Consider the following 19,128-nt stretch of genomic DNA (forward strand, 5'->3'; position numbering starts at 1 on the left):
CGTCTCGACTTAGGACGTCCTTACTTGAGCCGAGGGCTGTGTCAAACCCCGTCATATTCGCCGGGCGTCGCTTGCGGGGCGCGGCGGCATCCGCGAAACTGTTCTACAGGTCATGAGTGCCAGCGCGAAACCCCGGTTTGCTGGCCGGCAACCCTCCACCCGCGGTGGGGTGCCCCGGGTGAGGACCGGGCTCGGCGCCAAGCGTGGCGCGGGGCAAGCGCGGGTCGGTTCCGGGCGGCGTCACACTCCGTGTGGCAACTCCGTTTGGTGCGGCCCCTCAGACGAAAGAGGAGCACCACAATGTCCACCAACTGGTCCTTTGAGACGCGCCAGATCCACGCGGGACAAACACCCGACGCGGCAACCGGGGCGCGCGCCCTGCCGATCTACCAGACGACGTCGTTCGTCTTCCCGAGCGCGGAGAGCGCGGCGGCGCGGTTCGCGCTACAGGAACTCGCGCCCATCTACACGCGCATCGGCAATCCCACGGCCGAGGCCGTGGAAAACCGCATCGCCGACCTCGAGGGCGGCGTCGGCGCTCTCCTCCTGGCCTCCGGCCAGGCCGCCACGACCTTCGCGATCCTGAACGTCGCCGAGTCGGGCGACCACATCGTGGCCAGCCCGAGCCTCTACGGCGGGACGCAGAACCTGTTCAAGCACACGCTGCGTCGATTGGGCATCGAGACGACGTTCGTCGAGGATCCCGACAACCTCGAACACTGGCGCGCGGCGGTCCGGCCGAACACCAAGGCCTTCTTCGGCGAGGTGGTTTCGAATCCCCGGCAGGACGTGCTGGACATCGAGGGCCTCGCCGCCGCGGCCCACGAGGCCGGCGTCCCGCTCATCGTGGACAACACGCTGGCGACTCCGTACCTGATCCGCCCCATCGAATGGGGCGCGGACATCGTTGTGCACTCGGCCACCAAGTACCTCGGCGGGCACGGAACCGCGATCGCCGGCGTGATCGTGGACTCCGGCAACTTCGACTTCGCGCGGGACCCCGAGCGGTTCCCGACGTTCAACACGCCGGACGAGTCCTACAACGGGTTGGTGTTCGCCCGCGACCTCGGCGTCGGCGGCGCCCTCGGAGCCAACCTGGCCTACATCCTGAAGGCCCGCGTCCAACTGCTGCGGGACCTCGGTTCCGCGGCGGCCCCGCTGAACGCGTTCCTGATCGCCCAGGGCCTGGAAACGCTGAGCCTGCGTATGGAGCGCCACGTCTCCAACGCGCAGAAGGTCGCCGAATGGCTTCAGGCGCGGGAGTCCGTTCGCTCCGTGGCCTTCGCCGGCCTGCCGTCGAGCCCGTGGTTCGAACGGGGGCACAAGTACGGACCGCGCGGCACCGGCGCGATCGTCGCGTTCGACCTGGAGGGCGGCGCGGAAGCGGGACAGGCCTTCGTCGACGGGCTGGAACTGCACTCCAACGTGGCCAACATCGGCGACGTCCGTTCGCTGGTCATCCACCCGGCGTCGACGACCCACGCGCAGTTGGGCGAGGCCGAGCGGGCCGCCGCCGGGGTCACTCCCGGGCTGGTGCGGTTGTCGGTCGGCTTGGAGCACGTCGATGACATCATCGCCGACCTGTTGGCCGGGTTCGACGCCGTCCGCCGGGCCGCGCCCTCGGACCTGCAGGCGGCCCGGTGACCCTCGACTTCAACGCGACGTCGGAGCGCGCCGCTCCGAACGCCGTCGGTCCGCGGACCGACGGCGTTCCGCGGACCCTGCGCACCGGCGCCTTCGATTTCGAGACGGGCGGCTGGCTGCCCGAGCTCGTCATCGGATACGAAACGTGGGGCCGGTTGAACGCCGACGCGTCCAACGCCGTCCTGCTGCAGCACGCCCTCACGGGGGACCCGCACGTCGCCCGCGGGGACTCTGACGAACCCGGCTGGTGGGACGGATTCGTCGGGCCCGGCAAGACGTTGGACACCGACCGCTACTTCGTCGTGGCCGCCAACATGGTCGGCGGTTGCAACGGGACCTCCGGGCCGTCCAGCCCGGATCCGGACGGCGCGCCCTGGGGGTCGCGCTTCCCGTTCACCACGGTCCGCGATTCCGTCCGCGCCGAGGCGCGCTTGGCCGACGCCCTCGGCGTCGCCCGCTGGCACAGCGTGATCGGGGGCTCCCTCGGAGGTGCCCGGGCGCTGGAATGGGCCGCCGAGTTCCCCGGGCGGGTCGGGGCGTGCGTGGTCATCGCCGCCGCGGCCGAGGCGAGTGCGGAACAGATCGCCTTCGCGCAGGCGCAGACCGCCGCGATCCGCCTCGACCCCCATTTCGCCGGTGGCGACTACTACGGCGGGACGGCGCCGGTCGCCGGGCTCGGGTTGGCCCGGCGCATCGCCCACATCACCTACCGCTCCGAACCGGAACTCGACGTCCGTTTCGGGCGGCGGCCGCAGCCGGGCGAGGAGCCACTCGGGTCGGCGACCATGGAACGCGGTCGCTACCAGGTCGAGAGCTACCTCGACCACCAGGCGGCGAAGCTGTCGGGGCGGTTCGACGCGAACAGCTACCTGGTGCTGACGGAGTCGCTGATGAGCCACGACGTCGGCCGTGGGCGCGGGGGAGTCGATGCGGCTCTCGCGGGGCTCGGCTCCGTCGAATTCGTCGTTGCGGCGGTCGACAGCGACCGGCTGTACTGGCCGGCGCAGTCGGAGCGGCTGGCGGCCGCGCTGCCCGGACGGCCCGCGGTCCGCTACATCTCTTCTCCGCTGGGGCACGACGGGTTCCTCACGGACATCGAGCAGCTCGACGGGGGGCTTCGCGGATCGCTGTACGGGCAACCGACGCGAAACGATTGAAGCGTCAACCTTGACTGTGGTTCAATGGAACCATGAGCGAATCGTCTTCGAACCCCGTAGTTGTCTGGTCCCGTCCCGAATCGGAGCGGGCCGGAACGCCCCTGCTGGTGGCCTTCCATGGCTATCTCTCCAACGAGGCGGACCTGATGGGGCTCGCCCCGCTGCTCCCGGAGGAGTTCACGATCGCCTCCGTGCGGGCGCCGCACGCGCTCGGCCCCGGGTTCACCTGGTTCCCGCTGATGCACGAGCCCGACTTCTCCGTGGAGAAGGTCGAGAAGTCCGTGGCCGATGTCTGGGCGTGGCTCGACACCGTCCGCGGGAACCACTCGTCGGTGACGCTGTTGGGCTTTTCCATGGGCATGGCCGTCGCCACCAGCGCGCTGCGCCACCGCCCGAGCGACGTCGCCGCCGTCGTCGGACTCTCCGGCTTCGCGGTGCCCGCCACGGGCAGCGACTTCTTTGACGACGCCGGGGTAAAGGCCGCCGGCACGCCGCTGTTCTGGGGTCGGGGCCAGGCGGACCAGGTCATCACCGAGGACAAGATCGCGTTCACCCACGACTGGGCGACCGAGAACACCCATCTGACCAAGATGCTCTACGCGGGCATGCAGCACAGCATTTCCCAGCCGGAGATGGGCCACGTCTCCGAGTTCCTGCACCGGGCCGTCCTCGACGCCCGCGAGGCCCCCGTCGGCTAGGGGACTAGCCCTGTTCGACGACGATGACCTCGCCGTTGACCTCCACGGTGTCTCCGGCGCGGAGCTGGCGCCCCCGGCGCGTCTCGATCTCGCCGTTGACCTTCACCAGCCCGTTCTCCACGAATTCCTTGGCCTGGATTCCGTCCTCCGCCAGGGAGGAAAGCTTCAGCAGCTGGCCGAGGCGGATGGATTCGTCGCGGATCTGAACGGGTGCGGGTTCGGGAATGCTCATGGACCCATCATCCGGCAGTTGGCGCCTTCGCGCGAACGCGGCCGGTTTGCCGCCCTGCCGGCGTGCATCCGCGTAACATGGTGAGTCGATGAGCACCCGGAAACCTGCCCCCACCGCCCCGCACTCCCAGGGCTCCGCGCGCCCCGCAGCGGGCTCGATCCCCACGTGGCTCGGCCTCGGCCTCGCGCTCGCGGCGGGAACGATCATTCCCCTCCAGGGCAGGGTCAACGGCGCCCTGGGATTCACGATGGAGGATCCCATCGGCGCGGCGGGCATCAGCTTCGGCGTCGGCCTGACGGTGCTGATAGCCGCGACGGCGTTGCTGCCCCGCGGACGAGCGGGGTGGCGGGCGATGCGCCGGGCGGTCGGTCGCCGGGAGTTTCCCCGCTGGTACCTCGGGGCGGGGGTCCTGGGCGCCTACCTGGTGGTCGGCCAGACCACGTCCGTGCCGCTGATCGGCATCGCACTGTTCACCCTGGCCATTGTCACCGGCCAGACTTTCAGCGGGCTCCTCGTGGACCGCATCGGCTTCGGTCCCGGGGGCCGGCGCCCCGTTTCCGGTTGGCGCCTCGCGGCGTCGGTCCTGATGGTGGGATCCGTCCTGTGGGCCGTGTCCCCGCGCATGGAGGCCACGCAGGTGGCCATCTGGCTCCTTCCGGTGTTGCTGCCGCTCAGCGCCGGGCTCTTCATCGGGTTCCAACAGGCCATGAACGGCGTCCAGGCGGCCACCTACGGAACCCCGATCACAGCGACCCTGATGCACTTCGCGGCCGGGGGCGCCGCGCTCTGCGCCGCGTGGGCGGTGAAGGCCGCCGTCGTCGGGCCCTCCCATCCGTTGCCGACCGAATGGTGGTACTACACGGGCGGGCTATTCGGCGTCGTCTACATCGCCGTCGGCGCGGTGCTGGTCAGAACGCTCGGCGTTCTCCTCTCGGGTCTGTGCATGATCGCGGGACAGCTCCTCGGATCGCTGGCCCTGGACCTGCTGGTGCCGACGCCGGGAACCATCGTCGAGACGGCGACCGTGCTGGGGACGTTGCTCACGCTCGTGGCCGTCGTCACCGCCGCCCTGCCCGGCATGAGGGGGCGCACGGGCCGCGCCTGAGCGTCCGCCGATGCGCGCCCGCCCGCCCGCCCGCGCTAGGCTGGATGCGAATTGTTCCCCCGTTACGGACCGCAACCAGCGGCCACGTGAACCTTTGGAGTATTAATCTATGGCGCCACAATCCAAGCTCGATCAGGTCATTTCCCTCGCCAAGCGGCGCGGATTCGTGTTCCAGGCGGGTGAGATCTACGGCGGATCCCGCTCCGCGTGGGACTACGGGCCACTGGGCACCGAGTTGAAGGAAAACATCAAGCGGGAATGGTGGCAGACCTTCATCCGCGGGCGCGAGGACATGGTGGGGCTCGATTCCTCCGTCATCCTGCCGAAGGCGGTATGGGAGGCCTCCGGCCACGTCGCGACGTTCACCGACCCGCTGGTCGAGTGCACCAAGTGCCACAAGCGCCACCGTCAGGACCACCTGCTCGAGGCCTTCGAGGCCAAGAAGAAGCGCGCCCCGCAGGAGGGCATGTCGGAAATCGTGTGCCCGGACTGCGGCACCAAGGGCGAGTGGACCGAACCCCAGCTCTTCTCCGGGCTGGTCAAGACATTCCTCGGCCCCGTGGACAACGAGGCCGGACTGCACTTCCTCCGCCCCGAGACGGCGCAGGGTATCTTCGTGAACTTCAACAACGTGCTCACGGTCTCGCGGAAGAAGCCGCCGTTCGGCATCGGCCAGATCGGCAAGGCGTTCCGTAACGAAATCACCCCCGGAAACTTCATTTTCCGCACCCGCGAGTTCGAGCAGATGGAGATCGAGTTCTTCACCGCGCCCGAGGACGCCGAGGGATGGTTCAAGGAGTGGGTGGAGATCTGCTGGGCCTGGTTCATGGACCTGGGCATCAACCCCGAGAACATGCGACGCTTCGACGTCCCGGAGGACGAGCGCGCCCACTATTCGGCCGGGACGATCGACTTCGAGTACAAGTTTGGCTTCCAGGGATCCGAGTGGGGCGAGCTCATGGGCGTCGCCAACCGCACGGACTACGACCTCGGCTCGCACAGCAAGGGGTCCGGCACCGAGTTGAGCTTCTTCAACCAGGCCTCGGGCGAGCGCTTCACGCCGTACGTCATCGAGCCGTCGTTCGGTCTCACCCGCTCGATGATGGCCTTCCTCGTGGACGCATACACCGAGGACGAGGCTCCGAACGCCAAGGGCGGCGTCGACAAGCGCACCGTCCTGCGCCTGGATCCGCGTCTGGCTCCGGTCAAGGCGGCCGTGTTGCCGCTGAGCCGCAACGAGGAGCTCTCGCCCAAGGCCAAGGCGCTGGCCTCCGAGCTGCGCAAGCACTGGAACATCGACTTCGACGACGCCGGGGCGATCGGCCGTCGGTACCGCCGCCAGGACGAGATCGGCACGCCGTTCTGCATCACGGTCGACTTCGACACCCTCGAGGACAATGCGGTGACGATCCGCGAACGCGACACCATGTCGCAGGAACGCGTGGCGCTTGACCAGGTCAAGTCCTACCTCGCCGCACGCCTGCTGGGCGCATAGCACGGGAACCGGCGCCGGGCCCGCCGAAGATCATCGGCGGGCCCGGCGCGTTCCACAGCAAGATCTACACAGGAGCAGAATGACCAACCTGAACTACCGCCCATGGCGCGACGGCGACGACCTGGCGCTGCTGCAGCTCTGGGGGGACCCCTCGACCCCGCAGGCCCACATCGACCGCACTATGCTGCGTCCCTCCTCGGATGACCCGTGGGCACGCACGCTGGTGGCCGACGACCACGGCGTCCCCGTCGCGGCGGCCACGGTCTTCGAATCCTCGCTGCATCCGGACCGGCTGTGGTTCTTCGCCGAGGTCGCGTCCGGCCACCGCCGCCAGGGAATCGCCACGGAGCTGCTGCGGCGCCTGCGTGCCGAACCGGCGCCGTCGGGCGTCACCGCGCTGAAGTCCCGGTACACCGTCGAGGGCGCGGAGGCCGAGGCTGCGCACGCCTTCACCGGCGCGGTTGGCCAGAAGCCCATTCAGCGTTCGCGCGCCGTCGTGGTGGAACCCGGTGGGCTGAAGCTCCCGACGTTCGACGAGGAGGGCCTCACGCTCGAGGAATCGGCCACGGGATCCGTCGAGCTCACGCAGCTGGTTGCCGACTTCTACAATGCGGTGCACGACTGGGACCGATCCGAGATGACACTGGGCCGGGCACAGACCATGCTGCTCGGCGACGCGACGGGGGCCAAGGGCGCCGTCGTCCTGCGCGACAAGCCCAAGGAACTCGGCGGGAAGATCCTCTCGTTCGCCGTCAGCTACGAGCCCGACCGCGTCGACGCCCCGGCGGACGTGCTGATGGGCTGGGACCCGTCGCTGTCCGACGCCTCCGCGCGCGAAGCGCTGGTCAACCTTCTGGCCATGTTGGCGCACCAGTACCCGGTCAAGCTCGAGGTGGACGACGCGATGGTCCCGCTCCACGACCTCGTAGATTCTTTGATGGCGGCCGGCCAAGCGACCGTGGTCACCACCACGCACATCGTCAGCACGGACTAGGGGAGCAGAGTGGGGCACGGCCACGGGCACGGCGGAGAGACCATCGCGGATCCGGTTCGCCGGCGTCGCGCCACCATCATCCTCGCCTCGATCCTGTTGCCATTGGCGCTGCTGACCGGTGTCGGCGTCCTCGCGTTGTGGCCCGGTCCGGCCGAGGACCGCGTGACGCTCGGCGATCCGTACTCGGCGGCCGCCGGCGTCGTTTTCACGACCGGTACCGTGCAGAAAACGGTCCTGGAGGAGTGCCCGTCCGCGGGCGCGACGGAGGACGCCGGGGGAACGGCCCAGCAGTGCGAGGTGTCGTATGTCCTGCCGTCGGCAGGCGGGAGCGCGGTCCCCGTCGAGGTTCCGCCCGAGATCGTGGCGTCCGACGGCGTGTCGGCGGGAGACCAGGTACGGTACCTGGACCTGCGCGGGGCCGTGACGGGCTCCGCGGCGCCGTACGTTTTCGTGGATTTCGTCAGGACCGCACCCATTTTGCTGCTCGCGACGCTGTACGCCGTCGTCGTCTGTGCCGTGGCGCGGTGGCGCGGCTTCCGGGCCCTGCTGGGGCTGGGTGGTGCCTACGCGGTGTTGTCCGCATTCATGCTCCCTGCGCTGGTCGAGGGCAAGCCGCCGCTGTTGGTGGGACTGGTCGGATGCTCCGTGATCATGTTCGCCGTGCTGTATTTCGCACATGGATTCACCGCGCGCACCACGACGGCGCTCTTGGGAACGCTGTTCGGACTGCTGGTCACGGCGCTGCTGGCGGCGTGGGCGACCGGCGCCGCCCACCTCACCGGTGTCGGCGACGACAACGCCTACACGCTGATCAACCAGGTTCCGCAACTCAATCTTTCCGGCGTCATCCTGTGTGGTCTACTGGTCGCCGGACTGGGCGTGCTGAACGACGTGACGATTACACAGTCGTCCGCGGTCTGGGAGTTGGCCGAGGCGTCTCCCCATCGGCCCGCGGGGGAGCTGTTCACCTCGGCCATGCGCATTGGACGGGACCATATTGCGTCCACCGTGTATACGATCGCCTTCGCCTATGCCGGAGCCGCGTTGCCGGTCCTGATCCTGGTGAGTCTGTACGATCGGGCGCTGCTCGATACGTTCACGAGTGGCGAGTTGGCCGAGGAAGTGGTCCGGACACTCGTCGGTTCCATCGGGCTGGTGTTGGCCATCCCCGTGACGACGGCGATCGCGGTGGCGGTCGTGAAGGCGGTGGGCCATGGCAGGGGCCGCCGCGGTACGGCGGACGCACCCAACGCTCCGGACGGTGCCACCGGCCCGAGCGAAGAACGAACCGCCGGCGTCGCTGCGTGGGACGCGGATCCGACCGTCCCGACGCAGCGCGTCCGCCGCCCTGTCCCGTCCCCACCGGTTCGGCGAGACCGCGCGAAATTGTCGAGTCCCCCTGAAAGTCCGGGCGGTCTCGAGAAATAGGGGCGGTGTCGATGGGTGGTGCCGCCAGCCAGCGGGCACGTTTCCACCGACCGCATCTACTGTTCGCCGATTTGCGCCGACTTGAGACAATGGGGGGGTGACCGTTATTTCCTCCGATTCCCACACGCCTGCGAAGCTCGAGTTGCCGCCCCTGAGGCTGGGCAAGCTCGTCGTCGACGTGCCCGTGGTGCTCGCGCCGATGGCGGGCATCACCAACAAGGCCTTCCGCCGCCTATGCCGCGAATACGGCGGCGGTCTTTACGTGGCCGAAATGGTCACTTCCCGTGCCCTCGTGGAGCGCAACGACATGTCCATGCGCATCATCTCCCACGATGAGGACGAATCGGTCCGTTCTGTGCAGCTTTACGGCGTCGATCCCAAAACCGTGGGCGCCGCCGTCCGCATGCTGGTCGACGAGGACCGCGCGGACCACATCGATCTCAACTTCGGTTGCCCCGTCCCCAAGGTAACCCGCCGCGGAGGAGGGTCTGCGCTCCCTTGGAAAACCGACCTGTTCACGGCGATCGTCCAGGCGGCTACGCGTGAGGCCGCACGCGGCGACATTCCCTTGACGATCAAGATGCGCAAGGGTATCGACGACGACCACCTCACATTCATCGAGGCAGGCAAGATCGCCCGGGACGCGGGCGTGGCCGCGGTGACACTGCACGGACGCACGGCCAGCCAGTTCTACTCCGGCAAGGCGGACTGGGCCGCCATCGCGGAACTCCGCGAGGCACTGCCGGACGTTCCCGTGCTTGGAAACGGCGACATCTGGAGCGCCGAGGACGCATTGCGCATGGTCGAGCAGACCGGAGTCGATGGCGTCGTTATCGGCCGCGGCTGCCAGGGTCGCCCGTGGCTGTTCGGTGACCTCCAAGCCGCTTTCGAGGGCTCGGACCATCGGTTCCGCCCGGGCCTCAAGGAAGTGGCCGACAGCTTCCACCGCCATGCCGAACTCCTCGTCGACTACTTCGCGGACGAAGGCAAGGCCCTGCGGGACATCCGCAAGCACGTCGCCTGGTACTTCAAGGGCTACATGGTCGGCGGTGAGTTGCGTGCGGCGCTGGCTTCCGTGCCGAGTCTCGAGGTACTGCGTGAACTCCTCTCGCAGCTCGACGCCGATGCGCCCTACCCGGGAGTCGACGCAGAAGGCCCCCGCGGGCGCGCGGGTTCCCCCAAGCGAACGACCCTGCCGGACGGCTGGCTGAACAGCCGAGAGTTGAGCGCGGACCACAAGTCGATGATCGCGGCGGCGGAGCTGGATGTCTCCGGTGGCTGATCCCCGCGCGGAGCGGACCGACGGCGCGGTGTCCCGACTCGCGCCGGGCTACACGCCCTACGACGAGGAACGATGGGTTCCCGAACCGCCTAAGAAGGCGTACCGGACCAGTTTCGAGCGCGACCGGGCGCGCGTCCTCCATTCCTCGGCCTTGCGCAGGTTGGGCGCGAAGACGCAAGTAGTCGCCCCGTATTCCGACGACTTCGTCCGCACGCGGCTCACCCACTCGCTTGAGGTCGCGCAGGTGGGCAGGGAACTCGGGGGAACACTCGGTTGCGACCGCGATGTCGTCGACACGGCGTGCCTTGCGCACGACCTTGGGCACCCTCCATTCGGCCACAATGGCGAGAAGGCCCTCAACAAGCTCTCCCAGAACATCGGAGGCTTCGAGGGCAACGCCCAGACCCTGCGCCTGCTCAGCAGGCTCGAAACCAAGACGTTCCGACACACGGGAGATTCGGCCGGCCTGAACCTCACGAGGGCGACCCTTGACGCCGCAACGAAGTACCCCTGGCGACGCGTCGACGCGCCCATGAAGAGCGGCAAGACGACGAAGAAATTCGGTGTCTACGAGGACGACCGACCGATCTTCGACTGGCTTCGCTCCGGCAACGACGACGGGGCGCACGGGGCCGCCTCCGAGCCTCGCCAGACGTGCATCGAGGCCCAGGTCATGGACCTCGCCGACGATATCTCCTATTCTGTGCACGACGTTGAGGATGCCATCGTTGCGGGCCGATTCCAGCTGCGCTGGATCCGGGATCCGGACCAACGGGCGAGAGTGGTCGATTACACGCGCCGTTGGTACCTGCCGGACGAGCCCGACGACACGATCGACGCCGCTCTGGCGCGTCTCGAGGCCACCCCGGAGTGGGTGCCCCACACCGACGGGTCACGCCGAGCCATGGCCGCGCTGAAGGACATGACCAGCCAATTCATCGGCAGGTTCTCCCAATCCGCTTTGGACGCCACCCGCGCGGAGTTCGGGCCCGACCGGCTGACCAGGTTCAACGGGCGACTGCTGGTTCCGGTCGAGACAGAGCACGAGATCGCCGCCATGAAGGGCCTTGCGACCGCCTACGTCATGACCAGCGAGGAACGGCAGCCGATCTACCAGCGCCAACAAGAGGTGTTGGCCGACCTCGTGGGCCTGCTTGAGGAAACCGGCGACCGCTACCTGGAGCCGATGTTCGCCGCCGACTGGAGGGATGCCGCCGACGACGCCGGACGGCTCCGCGTCGTCATTGACCAAGTTGCCTCACTGACGGATGGCTCCGCCATTGAATGGCACGCGACGCTGGTTCAAGGGCATTCGTTCAGCAGCGAACTGTTCTGATTTTGGACGTCGTCCGAGAGGCCTGCGGGCGTCCAAAACGTCCCGTCCGCCAACTAGACTGGACGCCATGGCCGGCCTGATCAAACGCGAAGACATCGATGAGGTCCGCTCGCGCACCGACATCAAGGAAGTCGTCGACGGCTATGTCACGCTGCGGTCCGCCGGCGTAGGTTCCTTCAAGGGTCTATGCCCTTTCCACGACGAGCGCAGCCCGAGCTTCCATGTCCGGCCGCAAGTGGGAACCTTCCACTGTTTCGGTTGCGGCGAAAGCGGCGACGTCATTGCGTTCATCCAGAAGATGGACCACACCACCTTCAGCGAAACCGTCGAACGCCTGGCGGGACGGATTGGTTTCGAGCTTCGCTACGAGGACGGAGGGCACGGCCCGAACAGGCAGGAAGTCGGACGCCGTCAGCGGCTGCTCGATGCCCACAAGGTCGCGGAGGAATACTTCCACGGACAGCTCGCGAGTCCCGAAGCCGAGACCGGTCGTAAGTTCCTCACCGAGCGCGGCTTCGACGAGTCCGCGTGCGCCCACTTCGGCGTGGGCTACGCCCCAAAGGGCTGGGACGCACTGCTTAAGCACCTGAGGCACAAGGGCTTCCAAGAGGAGGAGCTCAAACTCACCGGGATGTTCTCCGAGGGCAACCGTGGAATCTACGATCGCTTCCGTGGTCGTTTGATCTGGCCCATTCGGGATCTCAGCGGCGCGACGATCGGTTTCGGAGCGCGCAAGCTCTACGAGGACGACCAGGGTCCGAAGTACCTCAACACACCCGAGACGCAGCTCTATAAGAAATCACAGGTGCTCTACGGAGTGGACCTGGCCAAACGGGAAATCACGAAAAACCGCCAGATCGTCGTCGTCGAGGGTTACACGGACGTCATGGCGTGCCACCTCTCCGGCGTCGGGACCGCGGTGGCCACCTGCGGCACGGCCTTCGGCACGGACCACATCAAGATCGCACGTCGATTGCTCCAGGACGATGGCACCGGGGGAGAAGTGGTTTTCACGTTCGACGGCGACGCCGCAGGACAGAAGGCCGCCCTGCGGGCGTTCGAGGAGGACCAGCGGTTCACCGCGCAGACGTATGTGTCAGTTGAACCCAGCGGCGCGGATCCCTGCGAGCTGCGTCAGCGGCGCGGTCCCGAGGCCGTGCTCGAACTGATCGCATCCAAGCGTCCGCTGTTCGAATTCGCCATCAAGGTCGGGCTGAAGCGGTTCGACCTCAACACCGTGGAGGGCCGCGTCCAGGCCCTGCGGGCATCCGCGCCCATCATCGCCGCCATCCGCGACTCGGCCATGCGTCCTGCCTACGCGCGTGAGTTGGCCGGCTGGCTGGGCATGGACATGGACGACGTCAACCGCGCCGTCGGCGCGGCCGCCAAACGGCTCCGCGACGGTGCCGGCGAACCGGGCGGGAGTGGCGGCCCCAGGAACGGCGATGCCAAGAGCGACGGCGGTAGGAGCGACAACGTCCGGAACGACGCCGGCCGGAACGACGCCGGCCGGAACGACGCCGGAGCGCTACAGCGCGGCGCCGGAAGCCGGCAGCAGAGCGAAGCCACGCGGCAGCGAAATCAGGGGGGACACGGTGACGACGCGGCCCCGGGGGATAGGGGGGAACGGGGCGAATCCCTCGCCCGTCCCGATCCCCGGGACCCGGTGGCGCGGATGGAGCGGGAGTCCTTGGAGGTGGTGCTCCAGCAGCCAGGAATGCTCACGCCCGAGCAATGGCAGGCGTTCTACGACGCACGGTTCACCGCCCCCGTTCATGTCCTCATCCATGATGCCATCCGGGCCGCCGGCGCGGCCGGGGCGACCCCGGCGCACTGGGTCGAGACGATCCGCCAGGAAGTGCCCGATCCGGTGCGGTCCTTTGTCTCCGAGCTGGCGGTTATGCCGTTGCCGGCCCACTCCGACGATGCCTTGGCGGGCTACTGCAGGGACATCATGAACAGGCTTTTCGAACTGCAGATCACCCACTTCAAGGCGGAGAAGATCGGACAACTCCAGCGGATGGACCCGTCCGCGGACCCCGCGGCGTTCCAACGGATCAACCGCGAACTGATGGAGTTGGAGCTGCGCCGCCGCTCTCTGCGGGCGGAATAAACCCGCCGGATTGGTGGGATTTAGGCGTCGCTCGCGTGCTCTTGTATAGTCGTATCCGTTGCCTTCCCCCGTAGCTCAATTGGCAGAGCATTCGACTGTTAATCGAAGGGTTACTGGTTCGAGTCCAGTCGGGGGAGCCACTCTCGAAGTCCCCGTTCCCGCAAGGGGGTGGGGACTTCGCCGTTTCCGCCCGAGGCGACCGCCGCCCTCGCGTGAATCCCATGGCGGCGGACGCCGTCCCGCCCTACGATGGGCACGTGGAGTGGCTGGCGGGCACCGACTACGAGGTTGCGCGGGAAATCCTGCAACGCGGTGTGGCCGCGTTATACGTCGTGGCGTTCGTCTCCACCCTCAACCAGTTCCGTGCCCTTCTGGGCGAGCACGGGCTGATGCCGGTGCCCGCCTTGCTGGATCGCGGAGGTGCCCGAGGTCCCACGGTATTCCGCCGCTGGGGCTATTCGGACCGGAAGCTCGTCCTGGTGTGCGCTCTCGGAATCCTGATCGCCTCGGCCCTGGTGGCCGGGCTGCCGCAACTCGGGCCGCCGTGGCTTCCGCTCGCGGCATTCCTCGCCCTGTGGGGCCTGTACATGTCGATCGTGAATGTCGGCCAGGTGTTCTACGGCTTCGGCTGGGAGATGCTCCTGCTCGAGGCCGGATTCACGGTCGGGTTCCTCGGCTCGCAGCAGGTCCCGCCGCCTGCGCCCATCCTCGTCCTCATTGCATGGCTGGTGTTCCGCCTCGAGTTCGGGGCAGGCATGATCAAATGGCGCGGGGACCCCGCCTGGCGCAACCTGACGGCCCTCTACTACCACCACGAGTCCCAACCCATGCCGGGTCCCCTCAGCCGGCGAGCGCACCTGATGCCGAAGTGGTGGCACCGTGCCGAGGTGGCGGGCAACCACGCGGCTCAGCTGGCGGTGCCGTTCCTCCTGTTCCTGCCGCAGCCGATCGCGTCCATCGCTGCGGGGACCATCATCTTCACCCAGCTCTGGCTGGTCGCCACCGGAAACTTCGCCTGGCTGAACTGGATCACCATCGTCCTGGCGTTCTGCGCGGTGGGCGATCCGGCGGTGCACGCCGTTGTTCCCGCCGTCCCCGCCGATCTCGGCACGCCGTCCGAGGCGCCCGTGTGGTGGAGCATCGTCGTCGTGGCCGGCTCGGTGCTTATTGTGGTCGCCAGCGTGCCGGCGCTGCGTAACCTGTTCTCCCGGAACCAGTTGATGAACGCCAGCTTCAACCGTTGGCAAATCGGCAACGCCTATGGGGCGTTCGGCTCGGTCACCCGCGAGCGTATCGAGATCGTCGTCGAGGGAACACTCGACGACGCATCCTCCGCGGGGGCCACATGGCTGGAATACGAGTTCAAGGGAAAGCCGGGCGACGTGGACCGCCGCCCGGCGCAGTTCGCCCCCTACCACCTGCGGCTGGACTGGCTCATGTGGTTCCTCCCGCTGGGTACGGTCCACCAGCGTTGGTTTTACGCCTTCCTCGGTAAGCTCCTGGATGCCGACCCGGCGACGCTGCGCTTGCTGTGCCGCGACCCGTTCGACGGCGCGGCGCCGCGGTTCGTCCGCGTTTGGGCCTACCGTTACCGCTTCGCCTCCACTGCGCAACACCGGGAAACCGGGGCACACTGGGTCCGGGACCGCGCGCGTCTGGTGATCCCCGCCGTGGGCGGCGGCTAGGCGCGTCCTGCGCTATGAGTTACGGCCGCGCGCATGGATGGCCCAGACGGCGTCGTACCCGTTGTCGACGGCGAGGACATCGTCGACGAGGTTCACCGCGTTGCAGACGTGGTTCGGAATCAGGGAAAGAGCCGCGCCGGGTGGCGGGACCGCAGTGTCCGTCGCGGGCCAGTCGATGGTGGCATGGTGCTCGGACAGGGCGACGACGCGGGCCGCCGGATGGCCGGCCACACGTCCGTAGCCTGTGGTCCAGTCGGGCCGGTCGGCTCCGAGGACCTTGCTGCCGGCATCAACGACCACCAGGTGGCCGCGTACGTCGACGACGGTGGCGGCGACCGTCAGTGCCACAGATTCCTCGGTGCAGGTGCCGGATTCAATCTGCTGCGCGTCGTTGTAGACGTAGACGCCCGGGCGGAGTTCGTTGACCGCTCCCGGCATGTGGCGGCGCGCGGTGGGTGTCGACCCGCCGCTGACCACTCGACATTCGATGCCGGCAACGGCCAGTGAGGCGGCCGCCGCCCCCAACGCCCTGGCCTCGTCGGTCGCGGCTTGCAGAGCCCTGCCGGGTCCGTAGCCGTGGCCCGGGAACGTGAACACGCCGTCGATCCGTAGGCCCGCTTCGCTTGCCGCGGCTGCGATGCGGCCGGCCTCCTCCGGAACCGTTCCGCTGCGGTGGTGGCCGCTGTCCACCTCGATGCGCACACCGAGCAGGCCGGCGTCGTCTCCCAGCGCCGATCCCAAGGCGCGTGCCCCCGACTCCGTGGCCACGCCGACCACGACGCGTGCCCTCCGGACCAGCGTGCGGAGCCGCCGGCCCTTGGCTTCGTCGACCCACAGGGGGTACGCGATGAACAGGTCGTCGAACCCTCCGCCGGCGAACACTTCGGCTTCGCCGAGGGTGGCCACGCTCAGGCCGACGGCGCCGGCCTCCAACTGGAGGCGTGCGACGTCGAGGCTCTTGTGGGTTTTGGCGTGCGGACGCAACGCGACACCGGCACCGGCCGCGAACTCGGCCATGGAGGCGATGTTCCGCCGCAATACACGCGTGTCCACGGCCAGGTAGGGAGTGGAGCGGGTCATGGGGGCCTCTCTGTTGGCGGCGTGGGGCGCGTTCCCTCGTCTAATCCGTCGCCCCCACACCATCCGAAAACGTCTAGGGACACCAACCTAACCAGTGCCGCATGCGAAACCTAGCGTCGGTTCCGGGACTCCCCGTGTCCGCGGACCGGGGACTAGTCTGGTAGCGAACCGCTGTGGCGGGCACGATCGGTGCCCGGGCACGGACGCCCGGGCACGGAGTACGTGGGCTGGCGCCCACTCGACGGAAGGACACACGATGTCGGTCTTGGTGGCTCGCACTTCCAGCCCCGAGGGACAGGCGGCCGTCGCCGCCGCCGGCGACTTGTTGGAGGTCGCCCGGACAGAAGACGTCTCCGCCATCGTGGTGGACATCAAGCGACGCAGTCCGGTGGGGAAACTCCTGCTCGGGCCCAACGCGCAGGAGATCCTCCTCGGCGCGTCCGTCCCGGCGATAGCGGTTAAAGCCGCCGGAAACGCCTAATTGGCCGACTCCGGGGGAAAGCGGCGCCGGCTCGGTTGGCTATGGCTCCTGATCGGTTCCGCGGTTCTCACGCAGTCGACGCTGAACCTCGTCAGGCCCATGACCAGCTACAAGCTGCTCGAATTGGGCGCGGACGCCACGGTCGTCGGCGCTGTGACGGCGGTCTACGCCGTCCTTCCGCTGTTCCTGGCGGTGTGGCTGGGCAAGGTCAGCGACCGAATGCCGTCTTTGCGGATCCTGCTGGCCGGAGGAGCCATGCTATTGTCGGCCGGCGCCGGCATCCTCGCGGTTGGGTCCTCCCTTTGGGCGCTCGGTATCGGCAGTGCGATCTTGGGCGTCGGGCACCTCATGTACACCATCGCCGGGCAAAGCGCCGTGGCCCGGCACTCGCGGGAGAGCGAGCTGGACGCGGGGTTTGGCTGGTTCACCGCGGCCTTCGCCGCCGGACAGTTGATTGGGCCGCTGGTCGGCGGGGCCATCGTGGGCACCGCCCCGCTGGGGGATCCGCAGCGCGTGGCCGGCATCGACGTCGCCATGTGGCTTGGCGTCGTTCTGTCCCTGTTGGCGCTTCCCCTGATGCTCGCCAAACCACACCTTCCCGGCGCCGCCGCGCGACGGGCGCGGGACGCGCGCGCCGAGGGAAAACCGCGTGAGGGGGCGCCCAGCGTAGCCGGGATCCTCCGGGTCCCCGGCATGCCCTCGCACATGTTGGCAGGGTTGGCGCTTCTGGCCATGATAGACATTCTGGTCGCGTTCCTGCCCGTGGTGGGCGAACGGGCCGGGGTGGCGCCGCTCTGGATCGGCGTCCTGCTCGCGGTGCGCGGTGGTGCCACGATCCTCTCGCGTGTCTTCCTGCCGGCGCTCGCCCGGAAATGGCGGCGCGAGTCACTGGTGCTGGTCAGCCTCTTTGGTTCGGCCGTGGCGCTGGCCATTCCGCCGCTGGTGATGGAACACGTATGGATCGCGGCGGCCTGCCTCGCAGTCGGCGGCTTCCTTTTGGGACTGGGACAGCCCTTGACGATGACCCTGGTCTCGCAGTCGGTTCCCGCGTCGTGGCGAGGCTCGGCCCTTGCGGTGCGGCTCATGGGCAACCGGTTGGGCCAGGTGGCCATGCCGCTGTTGGCGGGCGTGGCGGCGGCCCCCTTGGGTCCGGCTGGGGCCATCTGGTTCAGCTGCGCGGTGCTGGCGGTCTCCGGTGTCGAGAAGCTGTCACCCGGCCACCGACGGCGCGGCGGGTAGCGGGCAGAAGGGTGCGGCCGCCGGATTTCGGGATCCGTGCGTGCCCTGCTAAAGTTTTACTCGCTTCATTCCCCCGTAGCTCAATTGGCAGAGCATTCGACTGTTAATCGAAGGGTTACTGGTTCGAGTCCAGTCGGGGGAGCACACGGATAGGGCCCCGCCGCTTGGCGGGGCCCTATCGCGTTCCGGGCTTGCGCCGTAGCCACCCCCGGCGCGCCGATGCAACTGTGGCCGCACCTCGATCGGATGGGCCTCCCTGACCGGGCATGATGGTAGTTTTGAAATGCATTGGCCCGCCCGGGCCGAACAGGATGGAGGCTCACGATGGCAGGAAGCACACCTGAACGACGACCGTCTTCCCTGGCGGGATTGGCCAAGGTCGCCGGCAGGCTCGTTCCCAGACAGCTGAACGACGAGATCCAACTTGCCATCGCGCAAATGAAGGCGAAGGGCATCCAGGTGGGCATCGCCGCCGCCATTGCGGCCGTGGCACTGGTGTTCGTTGCACTGCTTGTCGTCGCACTGCTCGTCGCGGGCATCTTGGGCCTCGGGCTGGTTGTGGATCCCTGGTTGGCGGCCCTGCTGGTCGCGGCTTTGCTGCTCGTGTTGGCCGCAATCCTCGGACTCATCGGCTACAGCCGCGTCAAGAAGGCGCTTCCGCTTGTTCCGGAGGACGCCATGCGCGGCATTAAGCACGACCTCGGAATCCTCAAGGAGGGTTCGTCGTTCGATCCGTCCACGCTGGACGAGGAAAAGCCCAAGGACGAGAAGCCGAAAAAGGATAAGGAAGACAAGGACAAGAACCCACCGGTTCCCTATGCCGAACTCCTCCACCGTTCCAAGCAACGTCGCGAGCATCTCACGCGGGTACGTGACCGCCTAGGTCCCAAGCTCGACATGAAGGCCCGCGCGAGCGGCGGTGTGCACCGCGCATCGGCCTTCGCCGAGGCCAAAAAGGGGCAGGCGGCGGCGAGCCTGTCGCAGAAGGCTCCGGCCGGCGACGACACGGCACGGCTGCTCCGGGAGAAATGGCAGCCCCTGGCCGTCATGGCGGCGTCCCTCGTGGCGCTCGTTGCCTTCGTGAGGCAGCTCGTCAGGCGCTAGGTGCCCGTCGGGCCACTGCCGTAACCAACCAACTGCCGTGACCGAGGGAAGGGGG

General features: G+C 68.0%; 16 protein-coding genes, 2 tRNA genes and 1 riboswitch. Of the genes, 16 read left to right on the forward strand and 2 right to left on the reverse strand.

Going from position 1 to position 19,128, the window contains the following annotated elements:
* The first annotated feature begins 108 nt into the window (after positions 1–108).
* A riboswitch (SAM riboswitch) is annotated at positions 109–226 on the forward strand.
* Between the two features lie 74 nt (positions 227–300).
* From AC0QSG_RS01005 to AC0QSG_RS01015, 3 genes are all read left to right on the forward strand, one after another.
* Positions 301–1,644 carry a bifunctional o-acetylhomoserine/o-acetylserine sulfhydrylase gene (locus tag AC0QSG_RS01005; protein WP_475376368.1) on the forward strand — a complete coding sequence of 448 codons (1,344 nt, stop codon included), beginning with the start codon at positions 301–303 and terminating at the stop codon, positions 1,642–1,644.
* A 77-nt stretch (positions 1,645–1,721) separates the two neighbouring features.
* Positions 1,722–2,801, forward strand: coding sequence for a homoserine O-acetyltransferase MetX (gene metX, locus AC0QSG_RS01010; RefSeq protein ID WP_475377255.1), 1,080 nt, complete (start codon positions 1,722–1,724; stop codon positions 2,799–2,801).
* A gap of 32 nt (positions 2,802–2,833) precedes the next feature.
* The gene (locus tag AC0QSG_RS01015) at positions 2,834–3,499 is read left to right on the forward strand and encodes an alpha/beta hydrolase (RefSeq protein WP_475376369.1); all 666 of its coding nucleotides are present in this window, start codon (positions 2,834–2,836) and stop codon (positions 3,497–3,499) included.
* Positions 3,500–3,503: 4 nt separating this feature from the next.
* Here the strand turns inward: AC0QSG_RS01015 and AC0QSG_RS01020 are convergent, their stop codons facing one another.
* Entirely contained in the window at positions 3,504–3,731 is a 228-nt protein-coding gene (locus AC0QSG_RS01020) for an RNA-binding S4 domain-containing protein (RefSeq protein WP_435725817.1), read from the reverse strand.
* A gap of 88 nt (positions 3,732–3,819) precedes the next feature.
* Between AC0QSG_RS01020 and AC0QSG_RS01025 the strand changes: the two genes are divergently transcribed.
* The 9 genes from AC0QSG_RS01025 to AC0QSG_RS01065 all read left to right on the forward strand — a co-directional run bounded on the left by AC0QSG_RS01025 (position 3,820) and on the right by AC0QSG_RS01065 (position 15,169).
* Positions 3,820–4,836, forward strand: coding sequence for a DMT family transporter (locus AC0QSG_RS01025; protein ID WP_475376370.1), 1,017 nt, complete (start codon positions 3,820–3,822; stop codon positions 4,834–4,836).
* A 109-nt stretch (positions 4,837–4,945) separates the two neighbouring features.
* Positions 4,946–6,331, forward strand: a complete 1,386-nt coding sequence (locus AC0QSG_RS01030; protein ID WP_475376371.1) for a glycine--tRNA ligase — start codon at positions 4,946–4,948, stop codon at positions 6,329–6,331.
* A 79-nt stretch (positions 6,332–6,410) separates the two neighbouring features.
* On the forward strand, positions 6,411–7,325 hold the full coding sequence (locus AC0QSG_RS01035; protein WP_435725820.1) for a GNAT family N-acetyltransferase: 915 nt from the start codon (positions 6,411–6,413) through the stop codon (positions 7,323–7,325).
* Between the two features lie 9 nt (positions 7,326–7,334).
* A complete protein-coding gene (locus AC0QSG_RS01040) occupies positions 7,335–8,753 on the forward strand; it encodes a YibE/F family protein (RefSeq protein ID WP_475376372.1) in 1,419 nt (472 codons plus the stop codon).
* Positions 8,754–8,859: 106 nt separating this feature from the next.
* On the forward strand, positions 8,860–10,035 hold the full coding sequence (gene dusB / locus AC0QSG_RS01045) for a tRNA dihydrouridine synthase DusB (RefSeq protein ID WP_435726217.1): 1,176 nt from the start codon (positions 8,860–8,862) through the stop codon (positions 10,033–10,035).
* Entirely contained in the window at positions 10,019–11,371 is a 1,353-nt protein-coding gene (locus tag AC0QSG_RS01050) for a deoxyguanosinetriphosphate triphosphohydrolase (RefSeq protein WP_475376373.1), read from the forward strand. The genes dusB and AC0QSG_RS01050 overlap by 17 nt, the downstream gene beginning before the upstream one ends.
* A gap of 67 nt (positions 11,372–11,438) precedes the next feature.
* The gene (gene dnaG, locus AC0QSG_RS01055; RefSeq protein WP_475376374.1) at positions 11,439–13,484 is read left to right on the forward strand and encodes a DNA primase; all 2,046 of its coding nucleotides are present in this window, start codon (positions 11,439–11,441) and stop codon (positions 13,482–13,484) included.
* A 64-nt stretch (positions 13,485–13,548) separates the two neighbouring features.
* A tRNA-Asn gene (locus AC0QSG_RS01060) sits at positions 13,549–13,624 on the forward strand.
* Between the two features lie 81 nt (positions 13,625–13,705).
* Positions 13,706–15,169, forward strand: a complete 1,464-nt coding sequence (locus tag AC0QSG_RS01065) for a lipase maturation factor family protein (protein ID WP_475376375.1) — start codon at positions 13,706–13,708, stop codon at positions 15,167–15,169.
* 12 nt (positions 15,170–15,181) lie between these two features.
* On the opposite strand, the gene AC0QSG_RS01070 is transcribed toward AC0QSG_RS01065, so the two are convergent.
* Positions 15,182–16,249: an alanine racemase gene (locus tag AC0QSG_RS01070; RefSeq protein WP_475376376.1), complete on the reverse strand. Its 1,068-nt coding sequence runs from the start codon at positions 16,247–16,249 to the stop codon at positions 15,182–15,184.
* Positions 16,250–16,517: 268 nt separating this feature from the next.
* On the opposite strand from AC0QSG_RS01070, the gene AC0QSG_RS01075 reads away from it, so the two are divergent.
* The 4 genes from AC0QSG_RS01075 to AC0QSG_RS01090 all read left to right on the forward strand — a co-directional run bounded on the left by AC0QSG_RS01075 (position 16,518) and on the right by AC0QSG_RS01090 (position 19,073).
* The gene (locus AC0QSG_RS01075) at positions 16,518–16,730 is read left to right on the forward strand and encodes a universal stress protein (RefSeq protein WP_435725825.1); all 213 of its coding nucleotides are present in this window, start codon (positions 16,518–16,520) and stop codon (positions 16,728–16,730) included.
* Positions 16,731–17,969, forward strand: coding sequence for an MFS transporter (locus AC0QSG_RS01080; RefSeq protein WP_475376377.1), 1,239 nt, complete (start codon positions 16,731–16,733; stop codon positions 17,967–17,969).
* A gap of 69 nt (positions 17,970–18,038) precedes the next feature.
* Positions 18,039–18,111 (forward strand) — tRNA-Asn (locus AC0QSG_RS01085).
* A gap of 182 nt (positions 18,112–18,293) precedes the next feature.
* Entirely contained in the window at positions 18,294–19,073 is a 780-nt protein-coding gene (locus tag AC0QSG_RS01090) for a phage holin family protein (protein ID WP_475376378.1), read from the forward strand.
* The last annotated feature ends 55 nt before the right edge of the window (positions 19,074–19,128 follow it).

It is taken from the genome of Arthrobacter sp. LT660 (genome assembly GCF_056172845.1).

Excerpts from the sequence above, each read along its gene's own strand:
- dnaG (WP_475376374.1), top strand. The coding sequence starts at position 11,439 with ATGGCCGGCCTGATCAAACGCGAAGACATCGATGAGGTCCGCTCGCGC.
- AC0QSG_RS01035 (WP_435725820.1), top strand. The coding sequence starts at position 6,411 with ATGACCAACCTGAACTACCGCCCATGGCGCGACGGCGACGACCTGGCG.
- AC0QSG_RS01015 (WP_475376369.1), top strand. The coding sequence starts at position 2,834 with ATGAGCGAATCGTCTTCGAACCCCGTAGTTGTCTGGTCCCGTCCCGAA.
- AC0QSG_RS01050 (WP_475376373.1), top strand. The coding sequence starts at position 10,019 with ATGTCTCCGGTGGCTGATCCCCGCGCGGAGCGGACCGACGGCGCGGTG.
- AC0QSG_RS01065 (WP_475376375.1), top strand. The coding sequence starts at position 13,706 with ATGGCGGCGGACGCCGTCCCGCCCTACGATGGGCACGTGGAGTGGCTG.
- AC0QSG_RS01020 (WP_435725817.1), bottom strand. The coding sequence starts at position 3,731 with ATGAGCATTCCCGAACCCGCACCCGTTCAGATCCGCGACGAATCCATC.
- AC0QSG_RS01090 (WP_475376378.1), top strand. The coding sequence starts at position 18,294 with ATGGCAGGAAGCACACCTGAACGACGACCGTCTTCCCTGGCGGGATTG.
- AC0QSG_RS01005 (WP_475376368.1), top strand. The coding sequence starts at position 301 with ATGTCCACCAACTGGTCCTTTGAGACGCGCCAGATCCACGCGGGACAA.
- AC0QSG_RS01070 (WP_475376376.1), bottom strand. The coding sequence starts at position 16,249 with ATGACCCGCTCCACTCCCTACCTGGCCGTGGACACGCGTGTATTGCGG.
- AC0QSG_RS01025 (WP_475376370.1), top strand. The coding sequence starts at position 3,820 with ATGAGCACCCGGAAACCTGCCCCCACCGCCCCGCACTCCCAGGGCTCC.
- AC0QSG_RS01030 (WP_475376371.1), top strand. The coding sequence starts at position 4,946 with ATGGCGCCACAATCCAAGCTCGATCAGGTCATTTCCCTCGCCAAGCGG.